The sequence below is a fragment of the Pseudomonas sp. UC 17F4 genome (assembly GCF_900101695.1).
Classification (GTDB): domain Bacteria; phylum Pseudomonadota; class Gammaproteobacteria; order Pseudomonadales; family Pseudomonadaceae; genus Aquipseudomonas.
On record NZ_FNKV01000001.1, the window covers coordinates 508,091 to 524,908 of the forward strand.

Sequence of the window (16,818 nt, forward strand, 5' to 3'; positions counted from 1 at the left end):
GATGCGACATGGACAGGATCTCGGACCGGCCCGAGGGTAAACGGGCGGCTCTACACAGGGGTTGTCAGTGCGGGTGAGCACAATAGGTAGACTCTAAAGGTATAAAAATATTTCTTTAAATACCTTTATTGCATATTGATATCACCCAAACAGCTAACCTGCGAAATCCTTGGCGGTGACGGGATCTTTCTGCTGAAAATGCCATCCAAGCGCTGTCGACCCATCACACCAACAAGGAAGACAAAGGATGAATAGCGCCCCCACTCTCGATGCAAAAGAACTGATCAAGTGGCTGACGGCATTGCGCCGGGCGGTCAATGCGGGGAATTGAAAGCACTGTGGGAGCAAGGTTGACCCGCGATGCGATTTGACTGGTAGATCGCATCGCGGGGCAAGCCCGCTCCCACAGGATGTGTGTGTGTGTAGCCTCTTAGAACGCCGGCAGTACCGCGCCGCTGTATTTCTTCTCGATGAAGGTCTTCACTTCAGGGCTGGTCAGGGCCTTGGCCAGCTTCTGGATGGCGTCGCTGTTCTTGTTGTCCGGACGGGCCACCAGGAAGTTCACGTACGGCGAGTCGGCGCCTTCGATCACCAGGGCGTCCTTGGCCGGGTTCAGGCCGGCTTCCAGGGCGTAGTTGGTGTTGATCATGTCCAGGTCGACCTGATCGAGCACACGCGGCAGCATGGCCGATTCAAGCTCGCGGAACTTCAGCTTCTTCGGGTTCTCGGCGATGTCTTTCGGGGTCGCCAGGGCGTTCTTCGGATCCTTCAGGGTGATCAGGCCAGCCTTCTGCAACAGCAGCAGGGCACGACCGCTGTTGCTGCCTTCGTTAGGAATGGCAACGGTAGCGCCTTCCTTCAGTTCGCTCAGGCTCTTGACCTTCTTCGAGTAGCCGCCGAAGGGTTCGACGTGCACGCCGATCACGGTCTCCAGGTGGGTGCCTTTGCCTTCGTTGAAGTTCTTCAGGTACGGCAGGGTCTGGAAGTAGTTGGCGTCCAGGCGCTTCTGGTCGACCTGCACGTTAGGCTGCACGTAGTCGGTGAATACCTTGATCTCCAGGTCCACACCTTCCTTGGCCAGGGTCGGCTTGATCAGCTCGAGGATTTCCGCGTGCGGTACCGGGGTAGCGGCAACTACCAGCTTCTCGCCCGCCTGGGCAAAACCTGCAACCGACAGAGCGGCCGCCAGAGCAGTCAACAACAGAGCCTTTTTCATGCGCAGTCCTTATTCGAATACATGGCCATCGGGCGACGGCGAAGATGGGGGTTGCCAGCACTTTGCTAGCTGGCTTGAAGCGGACAATACCTAGATTTTTTATACCAGAACAATATCTTTTATTTTGCTGCTTATGCCATTTTCAACGGACGCCGCCATGCACCCCATACATGGCATCAGGCAGCGGGTTGCGTCAGACGCAACAGAGTCTTCTCCAACAATTGTTGCAGAGCACTGCGCTCACCCGGCTCACCAAGGCTCAGAAGCTGCTCCAGCTGGCTGGCCAGAGCGCTCAAGGGTGTCGGCAGGTTCAAATGCTCGGGGAGGATTTCTTCACCGCTGCTGACCAGCAGGGCAAAGTGAATGACGTTCTCAAGCTCACGGGTATTGCCCGGCCAGCTGTGCAGCTCCAATACCCGCTGCGCCGCTTCGCTGATCAACGGCACCGGCAGGTTCAGGCGCGGGCTATAGATACCAACGAAATACTCGGCCAACGGCAGGATATCGCCGACCCGTTCACGCAAGGCCGGCAGCTCCAGCTGGCCTTCGCGCAGGTAGTGGTACAGGCGGTCGTGGAACTTGCCGGCGCTCACCGCCTCGGCCAGCTCGATGCTCGAGGCGGCGACCAGGCGCACGTCCACCGGGTTTGGTTGCTGGGCACCGACGCGGGTGACTTCGCGGTTTTCCAGCGCCGAGAGCAGCTTGATCTGGATCGGCAGCGGCAGGTCGGCGATTTCGTCCAGGTACAGGGTGCCGCCGTTGGCCGAGCCGAACCATCCGGCCCGGCTGCTGGCCGCGCCGCTGTGGGCACCGGCGCTGTAGCCAAACAACTCGGCGTCGGCATAGGTCGGGCTGATCGCCCCGCAGTTGACCGAAACAAACAAGCCGCCGCGATCATTGGCGCGATGAATCTGGCGGGCCAGCAATTCCTTGCCAGTCCCGGTTTCGCCGCGGATCAGCACTGGCAGGGCCAGGGGCGCTAGCAGCTCGAGCTCTTCGCGCAATTGCCGCGACCGCGGATCGACGAATACCAGCGCCTTGGCGCGGATGCTCAGCGGGCTCTTGTCCAGCTCGGGAAACGTCAACAAAGGCTGGCCGAAGGTGTCGTGATTACTCATGGCAAACTCCCGCCCTTGGCGCTTTCCGGCCGGGCGTTCGAATCAAGGCAAATGGTCAGCGCCTGAAGCTCAGGCGCGGCGTAGAGCGTGCTGTTCCAGACGGTTCTGCAGGCGGTACAGGTAAGCGAAGCCCTGCTCCCAGCGACGGTGCCCGGACTTGACGTTGATATGCCCGGCACCTGCGAGGAAGCCCGTTTCGGCGCCCCAGGCACGGGCCAGCTGCATGGCCCGCGGGGCACTGACAGCCGGGTCGTTGTCGGAGCTGACCACCTGGCTTGGGAACGGCAGCAGCAGCTGTGGAATCGGTGCAAAGTTGCGCAGTGCCGGCGCACAGGTCGGCCGCTCGACGTCAGCCGGCGCCACCAGCAAGGCACCGCGTACCCGGCGCAACAGGGTAGCGCTGGCTTGCGCGGCCCAATGGGCAACGGTGATGCAACCCAGGCTGTGGGCGATCAGGATCACCGGCGACTCATCGGCGGCCACCGCCTGCTCGAGAGTTGCGACCCAGTCCTGGCGCTGCGGGTTCAACCAGTCGGCCTGCTCGACCCGGGCGCTGTTGGGCAGCACCTGCTGCCAGTGGGTTTGCCAATGCTCGTCTGGCGAACCTTGCCAGCCCGGCACAATCAGGTAACGGATCGACTCGTTGCGCATGGGACGCCTCCTGCTGCGTTTGCGTGCATGAGGCCCAGTATAGGGGGGTGGTTATATTCGTAAAGGAATAAGAAGCTATTTATTAATAACCAAAATATAAATTTTTCATAAAAAAAGGGACCACCCCCTGCCGAAGGACCGGTCCCTGAAGCATTGCCTGAGAGATGTTGCTCAGCGGGCGGTGATCACCGACAACTTGGTGATACCGGCACGTTCGATCGAGGCCATGGCGCGCGCCACCTCCCCATAATTAACGCCATCGTCGGCCTGCAGCTGTACGCGCAGTTCCGGGTCTTTGGCCTTGGCCGCCTGCAGGTTGGTTTCCAGCAGATCCGGCTGGATCTCGTCCTTGTTGATAAACAGCTTGCCGCCGCCGTCGATGCTCACCACCAGCGGATCCTTCTGTTCCACCGGAGCCACGGCCTCGGTCTTGGGCAAGTTGATCGGGATGGCGTTGGTCAGCAGTGGCGCGGTAACGATGAACACCACCAGCAGCACCAGCATCACGTCCACCAGCGGCGTCACGTTGATCTCGCTGAGTACTTCGTCACTGTCCTGGGTCGAGAAGGCCATATCAGGATGCCTCCTTCACTTTCTGGGTGTGCTGGCCAGCGGCGGCCTTGTAGGCAGTCGGGTGCACCAGTACCCGGAACGCGCTCTTCTGCGCCAGGCTGTAGAAGTCGTGGGCAAAGTCATCGAGGTCGGCGGCGGTCAGCTTCAGGCGGCGCAAGAAGTAGTTGTAGACCAGTACCGCCGGCACCGCGACGGCAATACCGACACCGGTGGCGACCAGCGCCGCACCGATCGGCCCGGCCACGGTTTCCAGGCTCGCCGAACCTGCGGCGCTGATGCCCTTGAGCGCTTCCATGATGCCCCAGACGGTGCCGAACAGGCCGATGAAGGGCGAGGTGCTGCCGATACTGGCGACTACCGCCAGGCCGGTTTCCAGCGAGCGACGCTCACGCACGATCTGCTGGCGAAGGGCACGTTCGAGGCGGTCCTGATGGTTGATCGCCTGGCTCAGGTCGCTGGCTTGCTGGCCTGGCTCGCCGACCGCGATAGCGGCGTAACCGGCCTGGGCGACCCGGGCTGCGGCACCGGGTTGCGCATGGCTGAGCTCGGCAGCGGAATCCAGGCTTGAAGCCGCCCAGAATTGTTTGTGAAAGCGTTTGTCCTGGTTCTTCAGGCGCACGAACTGCACGCCCTTGACCAGGGCCAGGCCCCAGGTGACGACGGAGAAGCCCACCAGCAGCCAGATCACCGCGCTTTCGATGGATTCGAGGGGGGATGCCAATACAGTCATGATCAATACTCTCTTCTGTTAGCGCGAATTAGCGGATCTTGAAGTCGATGGGTACGCTGACCCAGCCGTCCTGGGCCACGTCGCCCTGCTTGGCCGGGACGAAGCTCCAACGCTTGACCGCAGCCAGGGCGGCGTCGTCGAGTTGCTGGCGGCCACTGCTTTTCTGAATCTGGATATCACCCGGCTTGCCGCTGGCCAGTACCCGCACCCGCAACAACACCGTGCCTTCCCAGCCGCGACGCTGGGCCAGCGACGGGTACTCCGGCGCCGGGTTCTTCAGGTACGCGGCGTTGGCCGACGCCGGGGTCACCGGCGCTGGTGCCGGCGGAGCCGGGGGCGCTGGTGGTGCTGCCGGTTGTGGCGGTACGGGCGGTTGCTCGACCGCCTTGGGCGCAGGCTTGGGTACCGGTTTAGGCACAGGTTTAGGCTTGGGCTTGGGTACCGGCTTGGGCGCAGGCTTGGCGGCCAGCTCATCAACCACCGGTGGCGGCGGCTCGACCACTGCCGGTGGCGGTGGCGGAGGCGGCTCGACGGCCGGCGGCGCTGGCTGGGAAAACTCGATGGTCATCGGCGGGATTTCCGGCGGCACCACCGGCAACACCGGGGTCGGCGCCTGGCTCACCCAGTACGCCAGCGCACCGTGCAAGGCCAGGGCAAACACCCCGAGCAGAATCTTCTCCCGACGGCTCAGCGCGCTTTTCGGCGTGCTTTGCAGACGCAACTGCGCCAGCGGCAACCGCAGCGGGCGACCGAGGTCGACCAGCTCGCCGCTCGGCGACTGGCGCCAAAGCACATCGTGAGCACTGGCGGCGGTCTGGACATTACCCATTGATCAACTCCTGGGACGTGAGTGCGTTTCGTCGAAGGCAGGTCAATTGCCTTCGCTGGGGTGGATCATCAACTTCTGTTACTTATGTCTTAAAGTAATTTTTAAAGTTATGGATAGAACCAAAATACATATACAAATGGGTCGAACCGCTCTAAGCCGCGCCCTTCAAGGGCTGGCGCCAACGCCCTGAAACGCCATGCCTGCAGGGCATGAAAAATATTCGCCAAAGGCATCGAAAAACACCGTTTCAGAAGTCGTAGCGGCCGGTCACACCCAAAGTCCGCGGGGTGCCGAGCAAGCCTTCATAACCGCCGTTGGCCGCGCTCCAGAGGGTGGTGTAGTAGGTTTTGTCGAAAGCGTTCTTCAGCCACAGCGAGACATCCCACTGGCCCAGGCCAAGGTCGCCACGCAAGCCGGTGGAGAGGTTGACCACGGCGTAGCTGGGGATCTGCGCGAAGTCCGAGTCCTCGACCGTGCCCACCGCATTGGAGCGGAACGCGTAACTGGCGGTGACGTAAGGTTGCAGGCCGTTGTCCAGATCCCACTGGTACTGGCCGTTGGCGTTGGCGATCCATTTCGACGCGCCGACTACCTGGTGGCCACTGAGGTCGCAGGCCGCCGGCGCCCCCGGTTGCAGGGCGACTTCCGGCGCGCACGGGGCATCCTTGTAAGACAGATACCGTACGTCGTTGTAGGAGCCGTTGATGTTCAGGGTCAGGCCACGCACCGGAATCAGCGTGCTTTCCAGCTCGACCCCACGTGAGCGCACGGAGCCGGCATTGGTCAGGTACTGCACGCGGTTGGCGTCGTCGTAGGCGTTGGTCTGGTAGCCGTGCACCTCGGTCCAGAACAGGTTGGCGTTGAGCTGCAGGCGACGGTCCCAGAGGGTGCTCTTCAAGCCCAGTTCGGCGTTGTTGGCGCGCTCGGTGCCGATCAGCAGCGAATCGGCGCCGGCAACCGGGGCGGTACCGACCGCCAGGTTGACGCCACCAGACTTCTCGCCGTGGGACAAGGTGGCGTAGCCAAGCAGGTCATCGCTGAAGCGATAACTCAGGTTGAGCAAGCCCGAAGGGCTGGTGCTGTACTGGTTGAGGTCGCCCGATTCATAGGCACCCACCCGACCCTGGCGCGCAGTTGCCGCAGCGCCTGCAACCGCCGCACCACCGACGGCCGCGGCGCGATCGACGCAGGCGCTTTTCTCCTCATAGGTGCCGCGTACCCCGGCGGTGAAATCCAGGCGCTCGGTCAGGTGCCAGGTGCCCTGGGCGAACAGGGCAAAGCTGTCAGTCTTGATATGGCCCTTGCCGACGCTGCTGACATTGGCCAGAGCCCCGGCTGGCGTACCGTTCCAGATATCCGCCTGGGGCCCGTAATGGACGAAGGATTTGTTGTCCAGGTCGGAGCCGAAGTAATAGGCACCCAGTACATAGTCGAAGAAGCCGCCGGTTGGCGAGGCCAGGCGAAATTCCTGCGAGTACTGTTTATCACGCACCGACACCCCGGCGTTGTAGGCCGCCGGCACGTTCAGGCCATCATCGTTGCGCGGGGTGAAGTCCCACCAGCGGTAGGCGCTTACCGAGGTCAGGGTGAAGTCGTTGTCCAGGGTCCAGTTGGCTTCCAGGGAAGTCCCGCCCTGGAACACCGTGACCTGCTGATCGTCATCGAGGTTGACCTTGCGCTTGCTGCCATCGACCAGCGTCGCCCCGGCCGCCTGGGCCCGCGCTTCATAGCGGTTGACGCCATTGATGGTCGGCCCGGTGCTGTACAGCAGGCGAGTGCCGGCGCTGGAATCTTCTTCGTTGTAGTCGCCGATCCAGCGCAGGTTGAACTGCTCGTTGGGCTTGTACAGCAGCTGGCCGCGAAAGCCCTGGCGCGAACCGCCGTTGAGGGTATGGCCGTCGAATTCGTTCTTGATGTCGCCATCGTTGCGCGTTCGGTAGGCCGAAATGCGCCCGGCCAGGGTCTCGCTCAAGGGCCCGGACAAGGTGCCCTTGGTCTGCAAGTAGCCATCCTCGCCCACCGAGGTTTCGATGCTGCGCTCGGGGGTGAAGCTCGGCGCACGGGTGCTGATGTTGATCACCCCGGCGGTGGTGTTCTTGCCAAACAGCGTGCCCTGCGGGCCGCGCAGCACTTCCAGTTGCTCGATGTCCATGAGGTCGAACACGGCCATGCCCGGGCGGCCGAGGTAGACGTTGTCCAGGTACAGGCCGACGCTGCCTTCCAGGCCGTCGCTGGCCGGGTTGTTGCCCAGGCCGCGAATCGACACGCTGGACTGGCGCGCGTGCATATAGGCGACGTTGACGCTGGGCACCAGCTGCTGCAGGTCCTGAATGCGATACACCCGCTGGCTTTCCAGGGCCTGGCCGTCAAGCACGCTGATCGGCGTCGGCACGTCCTGGGCGCTCTCTTCGCGGCGCCGGGCGGTGACGGTGACGGTCTTGAGCTGGCTGTCGCTGGCCTTGACCTCAGGCTTTGCCGAGTCGGCGGCCTGAGCCGGCAACCAGTGCGCGCTGCCAGCCAGCAGCAAGGCCAGGGGCAGGCGCTGGAGCCGCCGTGAAGACAAGGGTGCAGCGCGAAGGGTCGGGCTCATGGGCGGCTCCTGGCAAAGGAATTTATATTCCTTTAAGTTATTTATTTATGATTCGACATACATTTACTGCATAAGAGATTGCCTTTATAAGGAGTGCACCAGAGGCAGAGCAAATGCATTTGCCCGATACTTTTTATGTGAAAAATGCATATAGACCTGCGCCAACTCCGCCACCTGATTGCCCTTGCCGAGCACCGCAGCTTCGTCGCCGCGGCGACCGCGGTGAACCTCTCGCAATCGGCCTTCAGCCGCAGCATCCAGGCCCTGGAGCACAGCGCCGGCTGCCAGTTGGTGGACCGCTCACACAAAGAACTGCCACCGACCAAGCAGGGCCTGGTGGTGCTCGAACACGCGCGCCGGCTGATCAGCGGCGCGCGCCAGTTGAGCAACGAGATCAGCCAGTTCAATGGCCTGGAAGCCGGCGAACTGCGCTTCGGCTGCGGCCCGGCGCCCGCTGCGGGCCTGGTACCACGGGCGATTGGCGGCTTCATCGGCCGCTACCCCAAGGCGCGGGTGCAGTTTCAGGTCGATGACTGGCAGAGCCTGAACAAGCGCCTGCTGGCCGAGGAGTTCGAATTTTTCGTCGCCGACACCCGCAGCTTCGAGGCCGACCCGCAATACCAGACCCTGCGCCTGCGGCCTCGACGCTGGCATTTTTGCTGCCGCGCCGGGCACCCGCTGGCGGCGCTATCGAGCGTCAGCGCCGAGCAACTGTTGCACTACCCCTTGGCCGTCACCCTGCGCCCACCCAACCTGCGCAAGGTGATCGCCGACCTCAGCGGCCGCCCGGATTTCGTCGCCAACGTCGAGTGCGAGAACAGCTACAGCCTGCTTGGGGTGGTGCTCAGTTCCGATGCCATCGGCATCTGCGGCGCCTACAGCGACGCCCTGCACAACGCCAACGGCAAACTGGTGCGGCTGAGCATCGACGGTCTGAGTGACGACTGCGAAGAGCTCTACACCCGCTACGGCATCGTCAGCCAGGCGCGCCTGCGCCTGTCGCCGCTGGCCGAGGCGATGATCGAACAGATCATCCTCACTGATCAGGCCGACCGCGCCCTCGACGCCTGCAACCTGGAGCAACTGGCGATCTGAGCCATTGCGCAAAACGCATCGACTGCATTCGGCAAATGCGCTTGTGATGCGCGCCCCGGGCGGCGAAAACAGTCAGCTGAAATCTGCCCAGGTGACTGCCATGCCCCACCCCACTGCCGTGCGCAACGTGCTGTACATCATGTGCGACCAACTGCGTCGCGATTACCTCTCGTGCTATGGCCACCGCCATCTGCACACGCCGAACATCGACCGCCTGGCCGCCGCCGGGGTGCGCTTCAGCCGCGCCTACACCCAGGGCACCATCTGCGGCCCGTCGCGGATGTCGGCCTACACCGGGCGTTATGTCAGCAGCCACCAGGTGGCCTGGAACGGCGTGCCGCTGCCGCTGGATGAACTGACCCTCGGTGACTACCTGCGCCCTGCCGGCATCCGCACCGCGCTGGTGGGCAAGACCCACGCCACGCCGAACCAGGACGCCTTGCAACAGCTGGCCATCGACCCGCTGATGGCCGAGCAGCTCAACGAGGTGGGGTTCGAACCGGTTGCCCGCCACGATGGCATCTTCCCCGACGACCCGCTGTTCGCCGACAAGCGCGAAAGCGCGCCCTACACCCGCTACCTGCGCGACCACGGCTTTACCGGCGACAACCCCTGGCACAGCTGGGCCAATGCCGCCGCAGGCGAAAACGGTGAAATTCTCAGCGGCTGGCACATGCGCAACGCCGACCTGCCCACACGCCTGCCCGAGCAGCACTCCGAGACGGTCTACAGCACCGACCGCGCCATCGACTTCATCCAGGCCCAGGGCGAGCAGCCCTGGTGCCTGCACCTGTCGTACATCAAGCCGCACTGGCCCTACATCGCCCCGGCGCCTTACCACGCGCTGTACAACGCCAGCCAGGTGCAGGCGCCGATAGCTGTTCAGCCAGGCAACGACCATCCGGTGTATGTCGCGTTCCGCCAGCACCAGGAAAGCCTCAACTTCTCTCGCGAAGAAGTGCGCCTGAAAGTGATCCCCACCTACATGGGCCTGATCAAACAGATCGACGACCAGCTCGGGCGCCTGTTCGATGTGCTGCAAAGCAATGGCCGCTGGGACGACACCCTGATCGTGTTCACCAGTGATCACGGTGATTTTCTCGGCGACCATGGCCTGGGCGAAAAGGAGTTTTTGCTAGAGCCTGCGGTGGGCGTACCGCTGATTGTGCGTGATCCACGGGCGGCGGCGGATGTCAGCCGCGGCACGGTGGATGAGCGATTGGTTGAGACCATCGATGCGCTGCCGACCTTCCTCGACGCGCTGGGGTTGCCGAGTGCCGAGCATCGGCTGGAGGGGCGTTCGCTGATTCCGCTGTTGCATGGCACCGCCAGCGCCTGGCGCAGCTACGCCATTGCCGAATACGACTACGCCTTCCAGGCCCCGGCCCGCGAGCGCCTGGGCCAGCCGATCGACCGTTGCCGGATGACCATGGTGCGCAGCGAGCGCTGGAAGTACCTGGCCTATGACGGCTTTCGCGCACAGCTATTCGACCTGCTCAACGACCCGCAAGAGCTGCACGACCTGGGTGCGGACCCGGCCTATGCCAGCGTGCGCGAGGCCCACCAGGGTTATCTGTTCGAATGGCTCAGGAGCTTGAAGCGGCGGACCACCATCAGCCATGCCGAGATCGAGCGGCGTGGGCAATGGTTTCGCTATGGCGAACCGCGCGAGGACAGCGTGGTGAAGATCGGGGTGTGGTAGGGGCTGCTTTGCAGCCCATCGCTGGCAAGCCAGCTCCCACAGGGTTCAGTGTATGCAGTACCTGTGGGAGCGGGCTTGACCCGCGATGAGGCCCTCAGATATTGGCCACTTTCTGCCAGACCTTGGGCTTGAAGAACAAGGTCTCGCCACGCGCCAGACCGCTCAGGCTGTCATGGTCCTTGACCACCTCGGCCTCGATCAGCTCGCTCTGCCCTTCGACCTTCAAGGTCACCCGGGTCGTCGCCCCCAGCGGACGGATGTCGCGCACCTGCGCCGCGTGATGGCCTTCGATCTCGTGACGCGACAGCGACACTTCATGCGGGCGGAACATCACGTGCTGGCCTTCGCTCAGGTGCAGGCGGTTGGAATCGCCAAGGAAGTGATAAACGAAGTCGCTGGCCGGGTTCTCGTAGACCTCGCCCGGCGAGCCGATCTGCTCGATCACGCCCTTGTTCATCACCACGATACGGTCGGCGACTTCCATGGCCTCTTCCTGGTCGTGGGTAACGAACACCGAGGTCAGGTTGATGTCTTCGTGCAGGCGCGCCAGCCAGCGACGCAGCTCTTTGCGTACCTTGGCATCCAGGGCACCGAACGGCTCGTCGAGCAGCAGTACCTTGGGCTCCACCGCCAGGGCGCGGGCCAGGGCGATACGCTGGCGCTGGCCGCCCGACAGTTGCTCGGGGTAACGGTCGCTGAGCCAGTCGAGCTGGACCATGTTCAGAAGCTCGTGGACCTTCTCGGCAATCTTGCTTTCGTTCGGGCGCTCGCCCTTGGGCTTCATGCGCAGGCCGAAGGCGACGTTGTCGAACACGCTCATGTGGCGAAACAGCGCGTAGTGCTGGAACACGAAACCGACGTTGCGATCACGCACATCGTGGCCCGAGACATCTTCGCCGTGGAAGACGATGCTGCCCTGGTCGGGGGTTTCCAGCCCGGCGATGATCCGCAGCAGGGTGGTCTTGCCGCAGCCGGACGGGCCGAGCAAAGCCACCAGCTCGCCGCTGTGGATATCCAGGTTGATGCTGTCCAGAGCCTGGAAAGCGTTGAAGCGCTTGCTGACGTTACGAACTTCGATCGACATGAATTATTCCTCCGCCGCGTTATGGCGCAGACGGTTAATACGGGACTCGCTCCACTGCTTGAGCAGCAGGATGAAGAGCGCCAGGATCAGCAACAGGCTGGCGACGCTGAAGGCCGCAACGTGGTTGTATTCGTTGTAGAGAATCTCGACGTGCAGCGGCAAGGTGTTGGTGACCCCGCGAATGTGCCCGGACACCACCGACACCGCACCGAACTCGCCCATCGCCCGCGCGGTACACAGCACCACGCCGTAGATCAGGCCCCATTTGATGTTGGGCAGGGTCACGTGCCAGAACATCTGCCAGCCGTTGGCGCCGAGCAGGCGCGCGGCCTCCTCTTCCTGGGTGCCCTGCTCCTGCATCAGCGGGATCAGTTCACGGGCCACGAACGGCACGGTGACGAAGATGGTCGCCAGAACGATACCCGGCAAGGCGAAGACGATCTGGATGTCGTGATCCTGCAACCACGGCCCGAACAGGCCCTGGGCGCCGAACATCAACACATAGACCAGGCCCGCGATCACCGGCGACACCGAGAATGGCAGGTCGATCAGCGTGACCAGGATGCTCTTGCCACGGAAGTTGTATTTGCTCACACACCAGGCAGCGCTGACCCCGAACACCAGGTTCAGCGGCACCGAGATGGCCACGGCGATCAGGGTCAGCTTCAACGCCGACAGGGCGTCGGGCTCGAAGATCGCCTCGAAGAACGTGCCCAGGCCCATTTTCAGGCCCTGGGACACCACGATCACCAGCGGCAGCAGCAGGAACAGGGCGAAGATCAACCAGCCAAGGCTGATCAGGATACGCCGTGAAGTGGCGCTGCCACGGCGGGCAGCATTGGCCGAAGCGGCCGCGCCAATAGAAGTCGCAGACATGGACGTGGCCTCCTTCAAGGGGTTTCGATGCGCCGCTGCAGCAAGTTGATCAGCAGCAACAGGATGAAGGAAACCACCAGCATCAACACGCCGATGGCGGTGGCGCCGGTGTAGTCGTACTGGTCGAGCTTGACCATGATCAGCAGCGGCAGGATTTCGGTCTTCATCGGCATGTTGCCGGCAATGAAAATCACCGAACCGTACTCGCCAACGCCACGGGCAAAGGCCAGGGCAAAACCGGTCAGCCAGGCCGGCAACAACGCCGGCGCCAGCACGTAGCGGAACACCTGCAGCGGCTTGGCGCCCAGGCAGGCGGCGGCCTCTTCGACTTCACGGGGAATGTCGGCCAGCACCGGCTGCACCGTGCGCACCACGAACGGCAGGGTCACGAAAGTCAGCGCCAGGGTGATGCCCAAGGGGGTGTAGGCGATCTTGAAACCGAGGTCGGTGGCGAACTGGCCGACCAGGCCGGCTGGTGCGTACAGCGCGGTCAGGGCAATGCCGGCAACCGCAGTAGGCAGGGCGAACGGCAGGTCGATCATCGCATCGATGATCTTGCGCCCGGGAAAGGTGTAGCGCACCAGCACCCAGGCCAGCAGGGTGCCGATGATGCCGTTGATGATGGCAGCGTAGAGGGCAGTGCCGAAGCTCAGCTTCAGCGCCGCAAGCACCCGCGGGGCACTGACGATGGCCCAGAACTGCTCCCAGGTGAGCTGGGCGGCATGTATGAACATGGCGGCCAGCGGTATCAGCACAATCAGGCTGAGGTACACCAAGGTGTAGCCCAGCGTCAGCCCGAAGCCGGGTATGACGGGGGAAATACGACGTGACATAAAGGTCCCTGGTTGAACGCACGAAGCCCGGGACGAATCCCGGGCCCATGCTGGCTACTGAACGGCGATTATCCTGCCGGGCATCACTGCGCCGTGTAGATCTGGTCGAACACGCCACCATCGTTGAAGAACTTGGGTTGGGCAGTTTTCCAGCCACCGAAGTCTTTGTCGATAGTCACCAGGTCCAGTTTAGGGAACTGCTTGGCGTATTCGGCGGCGACTTTCGGATCACGCGGACGGTAGAAGTTCTCGGCCGCGATCTTCTGCCCGGCCGGGCTGTACAGGTGCTTGAGGTACGCCTCGGCGATCTGCTCGTTGCCCTTTTTCTGCGCGTTCTTGTCGACCACCGCCACTGGCGGCTCGGCAAGGATCGACAGCGACGGCACGACGATGTCGAACTTGTCGGCGCCACCGTCTTCCTTGAGGGCCAGGAAGGCTTCGTTTTCCCAGGCCAGCAACACGTCACCCTGACCGTTGTTGACGAAGGTGATGGTCGAGCCACGGGCGCCGGTGTCCAGGACCGGTACGTGCTTGAACAGCTCTTTCACGTACTCCTGGGCCTTGGCTTCGCTGCCACCGGCTTTCAGGCCGTAGGCCCAGGCGGCGAGGAAGTTCCAGCGGGCGCCGCCGGAGGTTTTCGGGTTCGGGGTAATGACCGAGACGTCCTTCTTGATCAGGTCGCCCCAGTCCTTGATGCCTTTCGGGTTGCCCTTGCGCACCAGGAAGACGATGGTCGAGGTGTACGGGGTGCTGGCGTCCGGCAGGCGGGTCTGCCAGTTGTCCGGCAGGGTCTTGCCGAGCTTGGCCACTTCGTCGATGTCGCCGGCCAGGGCCAGGGTCACCACGTCGGCACGCAGGCCGTCGATCACCGCGCGGGCCTGCTTGCCCGAACCCCCGTGGGACTGCTGGATCTTCACCTTGTCGTCCGGGTGAGCCTGCTGCCAGTGCTTGATGAACTCGGCGTTGTACTGCTGATACAACTCGCGGGTCGGATCATAGGACACGTTCAGCAGTTCGTAGTCCTTGGCGATTGCGGAACCGGCAAAAACGGCGCTGGCGAGTGCAGCCAGGGCATAACGGCGGATGGACATGGTGAAGCTCCCGATTGGCGTATTTTTCTAATTAGGTGGCGCGATAATCAGCTGGGCTTGTTGCCGGGGTTCTGCAGGCGGAACTTTTCCTTGCGTTCGATCTGGACGACCTGGGCGTTGTGCACGGTGATTTCCACCGCGCCAAACCGCAGGTCGCGCAGGGCGCTCTGGATTTCGCGCAGAATGGTGGCTTCGTCCTGACCGTCAACGCTACGCAGAGATGCGCTCATGCTCGTGCTCCTGTGATATGGGTGCCGTGCAGTGCGTGAAGGGGAGCGACTGCGCCTGGCTTGAGGGCAATCTTAGGGGGGCGCGAATATTCTTAAAAATACTATTTAAGAATTTTTATATAACTGAAATAGAGTTTCGCGGGACAAGTCGGATCGCCGCCCCGCCGCACCTGCACTTGTAGGAGCGGGCTTGCCCCGCGATAGGGCCCTCAAGCCCAGCGCAATTGCTGCGCCGGCACCGGCCGGCCAAACCAGTAGCCCTGGCCCAGCTGGCATTGCTGCTCCAGCAGAAAGCGCGCCTGCTCGGCCTGCTCGATACCCTCGGCATGCACCAGCATGCCCATGCTCCGAGCCAGAGCAATGATCACCCGGACGATCGCCACATCGTCTTCATCACAAGGCAAGCCGGCGACAAAGCCCTGGTCGATCTTGAGCTTCTGCACCGGCAGGCGCTTGAGCCGCAGCAGCGACGAATAACCGGTGCCAAAGTCATCGATGGCCAGGCGCAAGCCCAGTTCACGCAAGCGATGCAGTTGCTCGAGCGCCACCTCGGGGTCTTCCATCACCGCGCTTTCGGTCACTTCCAGCTCCAACAGGGCGGGGTCCAGCGCAGTGTCGTGCAGCACCTGCGCGACCTGCTGATAGAGGTCGCGATGGCCAAACAGACGGCTGGATATATTCACCGCGACAAACTCCAGCGCCCGCCCCTCGGCCTGCCACTTAACCATCTGCAGGCAGGCCTGGCGCAGCACCCAGGTGTCGATATCGGCAATCAGCCCGGTGCGTTCGGCAATCGGGATAAACTCCCCGGGCGGCACCAGCCCGCGCTGCGGATGCTGCCAGCGCACCAGGGCCTCGACGCCAATCATCTTGCTGCTGAACAGGTCGTGCACCGGCTGGTAATAGACCCGCAGCTCTTCCTGCTCCAGGGCGCGGCGCAGCTCACCAGCGGTTTCGACCCGCTGCTGGGCATGGGCGGTCAGCTCCTCGGTGTACAGCGCATAACCGGCGCGCCCGCAGGTCTTGGCCTTGAACAGCGCCGAGTCGGCATTGCGCAGCAATTGCTCGGCGCTCAGGGCGTCGCTGGGGAACAGGCTGATGCCGATGCTGACGCTGATGAACAGGCGCTGGCGGTCGACTTCGAACGGCGCCCTCATGCCGTCGATGATGCTCTGGGCCAAGGCCGCGGCCTGGCCGACCTGCGGGCAGTTCTCGGCCAGCACGGCGAACTCGTCACCGCCCAGGCGCGCCAGGGTCACGCCGTTGCCCAGCAGCGCCTTCAAGCGCTCGCCGACCACCTTGAGCAACTGGTCGCCGATGTTGTGACCGAGGCTGTCGTTGATGCTCTGGAAATGATCGAGGTCGAGCAGCAGCAAGGCGCAACCGCGCTTGTTGCTCTGCGCTGCGGCCAGGGCCTGCTGGGTGCGGTCGTTGAACAGCAGGCGGTTGGGCAGGTCGGTGAGCGGATCGTGATGGGCAAGATAGGCCAGCTCGCGCTCGGAATGCTTGATCGCGCTGATGTCGCTGAATACCGCAACGTAATGGCTCAACTCGCCGCTGTCATCGCTGATGGCGCAGATGGTCTGCCATTGCGGATACACCTCGCCGCTTTTGCGCCGGTTCCAGATCTCGCCGCTCCACTCACCCTTTTCGGCCAGGGTGGCGTAGATCTGCTGGTAGAACGCTGCACCGTGGCGGCCGGACTTGAACTTGCTCGGGCGCTGGCCGAGCACTTCGTCCTTGTCGTAGCCGGTGATCTGCATGAACGCCCGGTTGACGTGCACGATCAGGCCATCGCGGTCGGTGACCAATACCCCTTCAAGGGTGCTGTCGAACACCGCCGCCGCCATGCGCAGGCGCTCGCGGTCCTCGCGGCGCAAGCGCACGCCGACGCCAATGAAGTTGAGCAAACGGGCGCGCGAGACAAAAATCAGCAAGGCGCTGCACAGCACCCAGAAGTGCGCGCTGATCAGCTGCCAGCGGGCGATTTGCTCGGGAGCATCGAAAAGACTGTTCAATAATTGATCAGACAGAGCCAGCCACAGTACCGACAGCACGAGGTAGAGCGCCGCCATGCGCATGGCGTCTCGAATGGAAGCAGACATAAGGTCCCGGGCAAACCCACAAAAATTTGTGGGGGATTATAGGGTAGAAACATCCGGTGACCTCCTATCTAAAAGGCCGACTGGTTTTATTTGCT

At 62.9% G+C, this 16,818-nt stretch carries 15 protein-coding genes; 2 read left to right on the plus strand and 13 right to left on the minus strand.

What is annotated here, in order from left to right:
- Positions 1–430: 430 nt before the first annotated feature.
- From BLR26_RS02285 to BLR26_RS02315, 7 genes are all read right to left on the minus strand, one after another.
- Positions 431–1,216, minus strand: a complete 786-nt coding sequence (locus BLR26_RS02285; protein ID WP_045201774.1) for a MetQ/NlpA family ABC transporter substrate-binding protein — start codon at positions 1,214–1,216, stop codon at positions 431–433.
- Positions 1,217–1,392: 176 nt separating this feature from the next.
- Entirely contained in the window at positions 1,393–2,334 is a 942-nt protein-coding gene (locus BLR26_RS02290) for a sigma 54-interacting transcriptional regulator (RefSeq protein WP_093377391.1), read from the minus strand.
- A 69-nt stretch (positions 2,335–2,403) separates the two neighbouring features.
- On the minus strand, positions 2,404–2,985 hold the full coding sequence (locus BLR26_RS02295; RefSeq protein ID WP_045201770.1) for an alpha/beta hydrolase: 582 nt from the start codon (positions 2,983–2,985) through the stop codon (positions 2,404–2,406).
- Between the two features lie 171 nt (positions 2,986–3,156).
- Positions 3,157–3,558, minus strand: a complete 402-nt coding sequence (locus tag BLR26_RS02300) for an ExbD/TolR family protein (RefSeq protein WP_045201768.1) — start codon at positions 3,556–3,558, stop codon at positions 3,157–3,159.
- 1 nt (position 3,559) lies between these two features.
- The gene (locus BLR26_RS02305; protein WP_038997727.1) at positions 3,560–4,288 is read right to left on the minus strand and encodes a MotA/TolQ/ExbB proton channel family protein; all 729 of its coding nucleotides are present in this window, start codon (positions 4,286–4,288) and stop codon (positions 3,560–3,562) included.
- Between the two features lie 28 nt (positions 4,289–4,316).
- The gene (locus BLR26_RS02310) at positions 4,317–5,117 is read right to left on the minus strand and encodes an energy transducer TonB (RefSeq protein ID WP_093377395.1); all 801 of its coding nucleotides are present in this window, start codon (positions 5,115–5,117) and stop codon (positions 4,317–4,319) included.
- Between the two features lie 247 nt (positions 5,118–5,364).
- Complete coding sequence (locus BLR26_RS02315; protein ID WP_093377399.1) at positions 5,365–7,707, minus strand: TonB-dependent receptor; 2,343 nt, start codon at positions 7,705–7,707, stop codon at positions 5,365–5,367.
- A gap of 144 nt (positions 7,708–7,851) precedes the next feature.
- On the opposite strand from BLR26_RS02315, the gene BLR26_RS02320 reads away from it, so the two are divergent.
- Together BLR26_RS02320 and BLR26_RS02325 are read left to right on the plus strand one after the other, a co-directional pair.
- On the plus strand, positions 7,852–8,802 hold the full coding sequence (locus BLR26_RS02320; protein ID WP_093377404.1) for a LysR family transcriptional regulator: 951 nt from the start codon (positions 7,852–7,854) through the stop codon (positions 8,800–8,802).
- A gap of 100 nt (positions 8,803–8,902) precedes the next feature.
- A complete protein-coding gene (locus BLR26_RS02325; protein WP_093387217.1) occupies positions 8,903–10,504 on the plus strand; it encodes an alkaline phosphatase family protein in 1,602 nt (533 codons plus the stop codon).
- A 94-nt stretch (positions 10,505–10,598) separates the two neighbouring features.
- Here the strand turns inward: BLR26_RS02325 and BLR26_RS02330 are convergent, their stop codons facing one another.
- The 6 genes from BLR26_RS02330 to dibA form a co-directional block, all read right to left on the minus strand.
- Positions 10,599–11,588, minus strand: a complete 990-nt coding sequence (locus BLR26_RS02330) for a sulfate/molybdate ABC transporter ATP-binding protein (RefSeq protein ID WP_045201760.1) — start codon at positions 11,586–11,588, stop codon at positions 10,599–10,601.
- Positions 11,589–11,591: 3 nt separating this feature from the next.
- The gene (gene cysW, locus BLR26_RS02335) at positions 11,592–12,464 is read right to left on the minus strand and encodes a sulfate ABC transporter permease subunit CysW (protein WP_045201758.1); all 873 of its coding nucleotides are present in this window, start codon (positions 12,462–12,464) and stop codon (positions 11,592–11,594) included.
- 14 nt (positions 12,465–12,478) lie between these two features.
- Entirely contained in the window at positions 12,479–13,297 is an 819-nt protein-coding gene (gene cysT / locus BLR26_RS02340; RefSeq protein WP_010222098.1) for a sulfate ABC transporter permease subunit CysT, read from the minus strand.
- An 83-nt stretch (positions 13,298–13,380) separates the two neighbouring features.
- Positions 13,381–14,388, minus strand: a complete 1,008-nt coding sequence (locus BLR26_RS02345) for a sulfate ABC transporter substrate-binding protein (RefSeq protein ID WP_093377409.1) — start codon at positions 14,386–14,388, stop codon at positions 13,381–13,383.
- Between the two features lie 47 nt (positions 14,389–14,435).
- Positions 14,436–14,618 (minus strand): sulfur starvation response protein OscA, encoded by a 183-nt coding sequence (gene oscA / locus BLR26_RS02350; protein ID WP_007941032.1) that lies wholly within the window; start codon positions 14,616–14,618, stop codon positions 14,436–14,438.
- 209 nt (positions 14,619–14,827) lie between these two features.
- Positions 14,828–16,723 carry a phosphodiesterase DibA gene (gene dibA / locus BLR26_RS02355; protein WP_093377414.1) on the minus strand — a complete coding sequence of 632 codons (1,896 nt, stop codon included), beginning with the start codon at positions 16,721–16,723 and terminating at the stop codon, positions 14,828–14,830.
- Positions 16,724–16,818: the final 95 nt, after the last annotated feature.

Bases quoted from the DNA above. Each gene is read 5' to 3' on its own strand.
- BLR26_RS02330 (WP_045201760.1), bottom strand. From the start codon at position 11,588: ATGTCGATCGAAGTTCGTAACGTCAGCAAGCGCTTCAACGCTTTCCAG.
- BLR26_RS02305 (WP_038997727.1), bottom strand. From the start codon at position 4,288: ATGACTGTATTGGCATCCCCCCTCGAATCCATCGAAAGCGCGGTGATC.
- BLR26_RS02315 (WP_093377399.1), bottom strand. From the start codon at position 7,707: ATGAGCCCGACCCTTCGCGCTGCACCCTTGTCTTCACGGCGGCTCCAG.
- cysT (WP_010222098.1), bottom strand. From the start codon at position 13,297: ATGTCACGTCGTATTTCCCCCGTCATACCCGGCTTCGGGCTGACGCTG.
- BLR26_RS02285 (WP_045201774.1), bottom strand. From the start codon at position 1,216: ATGAAAAAGGCTCTGTTGTTGACTGCTCTGGCGGCCGCTCTGTCGGTT.
- BLR26_RS02300 (WP_045201768.1), bottom strand. From the start codon at position 3,558: ATGGCCTTCTCGACCCAGGACAGTGACGAAGTACTCAGCGAGATCAAC.
- BLR26_RS02295 (WP_045201770.1), bottom strand. From the start codon at position 2,985: ATGCGCAACGAGTCGATCCGTTACCTGATTGTGCCGGGCTGGCAAGGT.
- BLR26_RS02290 (WP_093377391.1), bottom strand. From the start codon at position 2,334: ATGAGTAATCACGACACCTTCGGCCAGCCTTTGTTGACGTTTCCCGAG.
- BLR26_RS02325 (WP_093387217.1), top strand. From the start codon at position 8,903: ATGCCCCACCCCACTGCCGTGCGCAACGTGCTGTACATCATGTGCGAC.
- oscA (WP_007941032.1), bottom strand. From the start codon at position 14,618: ATGAGCGCATCTCTGCGTAGCGTTGACGGTCAGGACGAAGCCACCATT.
- BLR26_RS02310 (WP_093377395.1), bottom strand. From the start codon at position 5,117: ATGGGTAATGTCCAGACCGCCGCCAGTGCTCACGATGTGCTTTGGCGC.
- BLR26_RS02345 (WP_093377409.1), bottom strand. From the start codon at position 14,388: ATGTCCATCCGCCGTTATGCCCTGGCTGCACTCGCCAGCGCCGTTTTT.
- dibA (WP_093377414.1), bottom strand. From the start codon at position 16,723: ATGTCTGCTTCCATTCGAGACGCCATGCGCATGGCGGCGCTCTACCTC.
- cysW (WP_045201758.1), bottom strand. From the start codon at position 12,464: ATGTCTGCGACTTCTATTGGCGCGGCCGCTTCGGCCAATGCTGCCCGC.
- BLR26_RS02320 (WP_093377404.1), top strand. From the start codon at position 7,852: ATGCATATAGACCTGCGCCAACTCCGCCACCTGATTGCCCTTGCCGAG.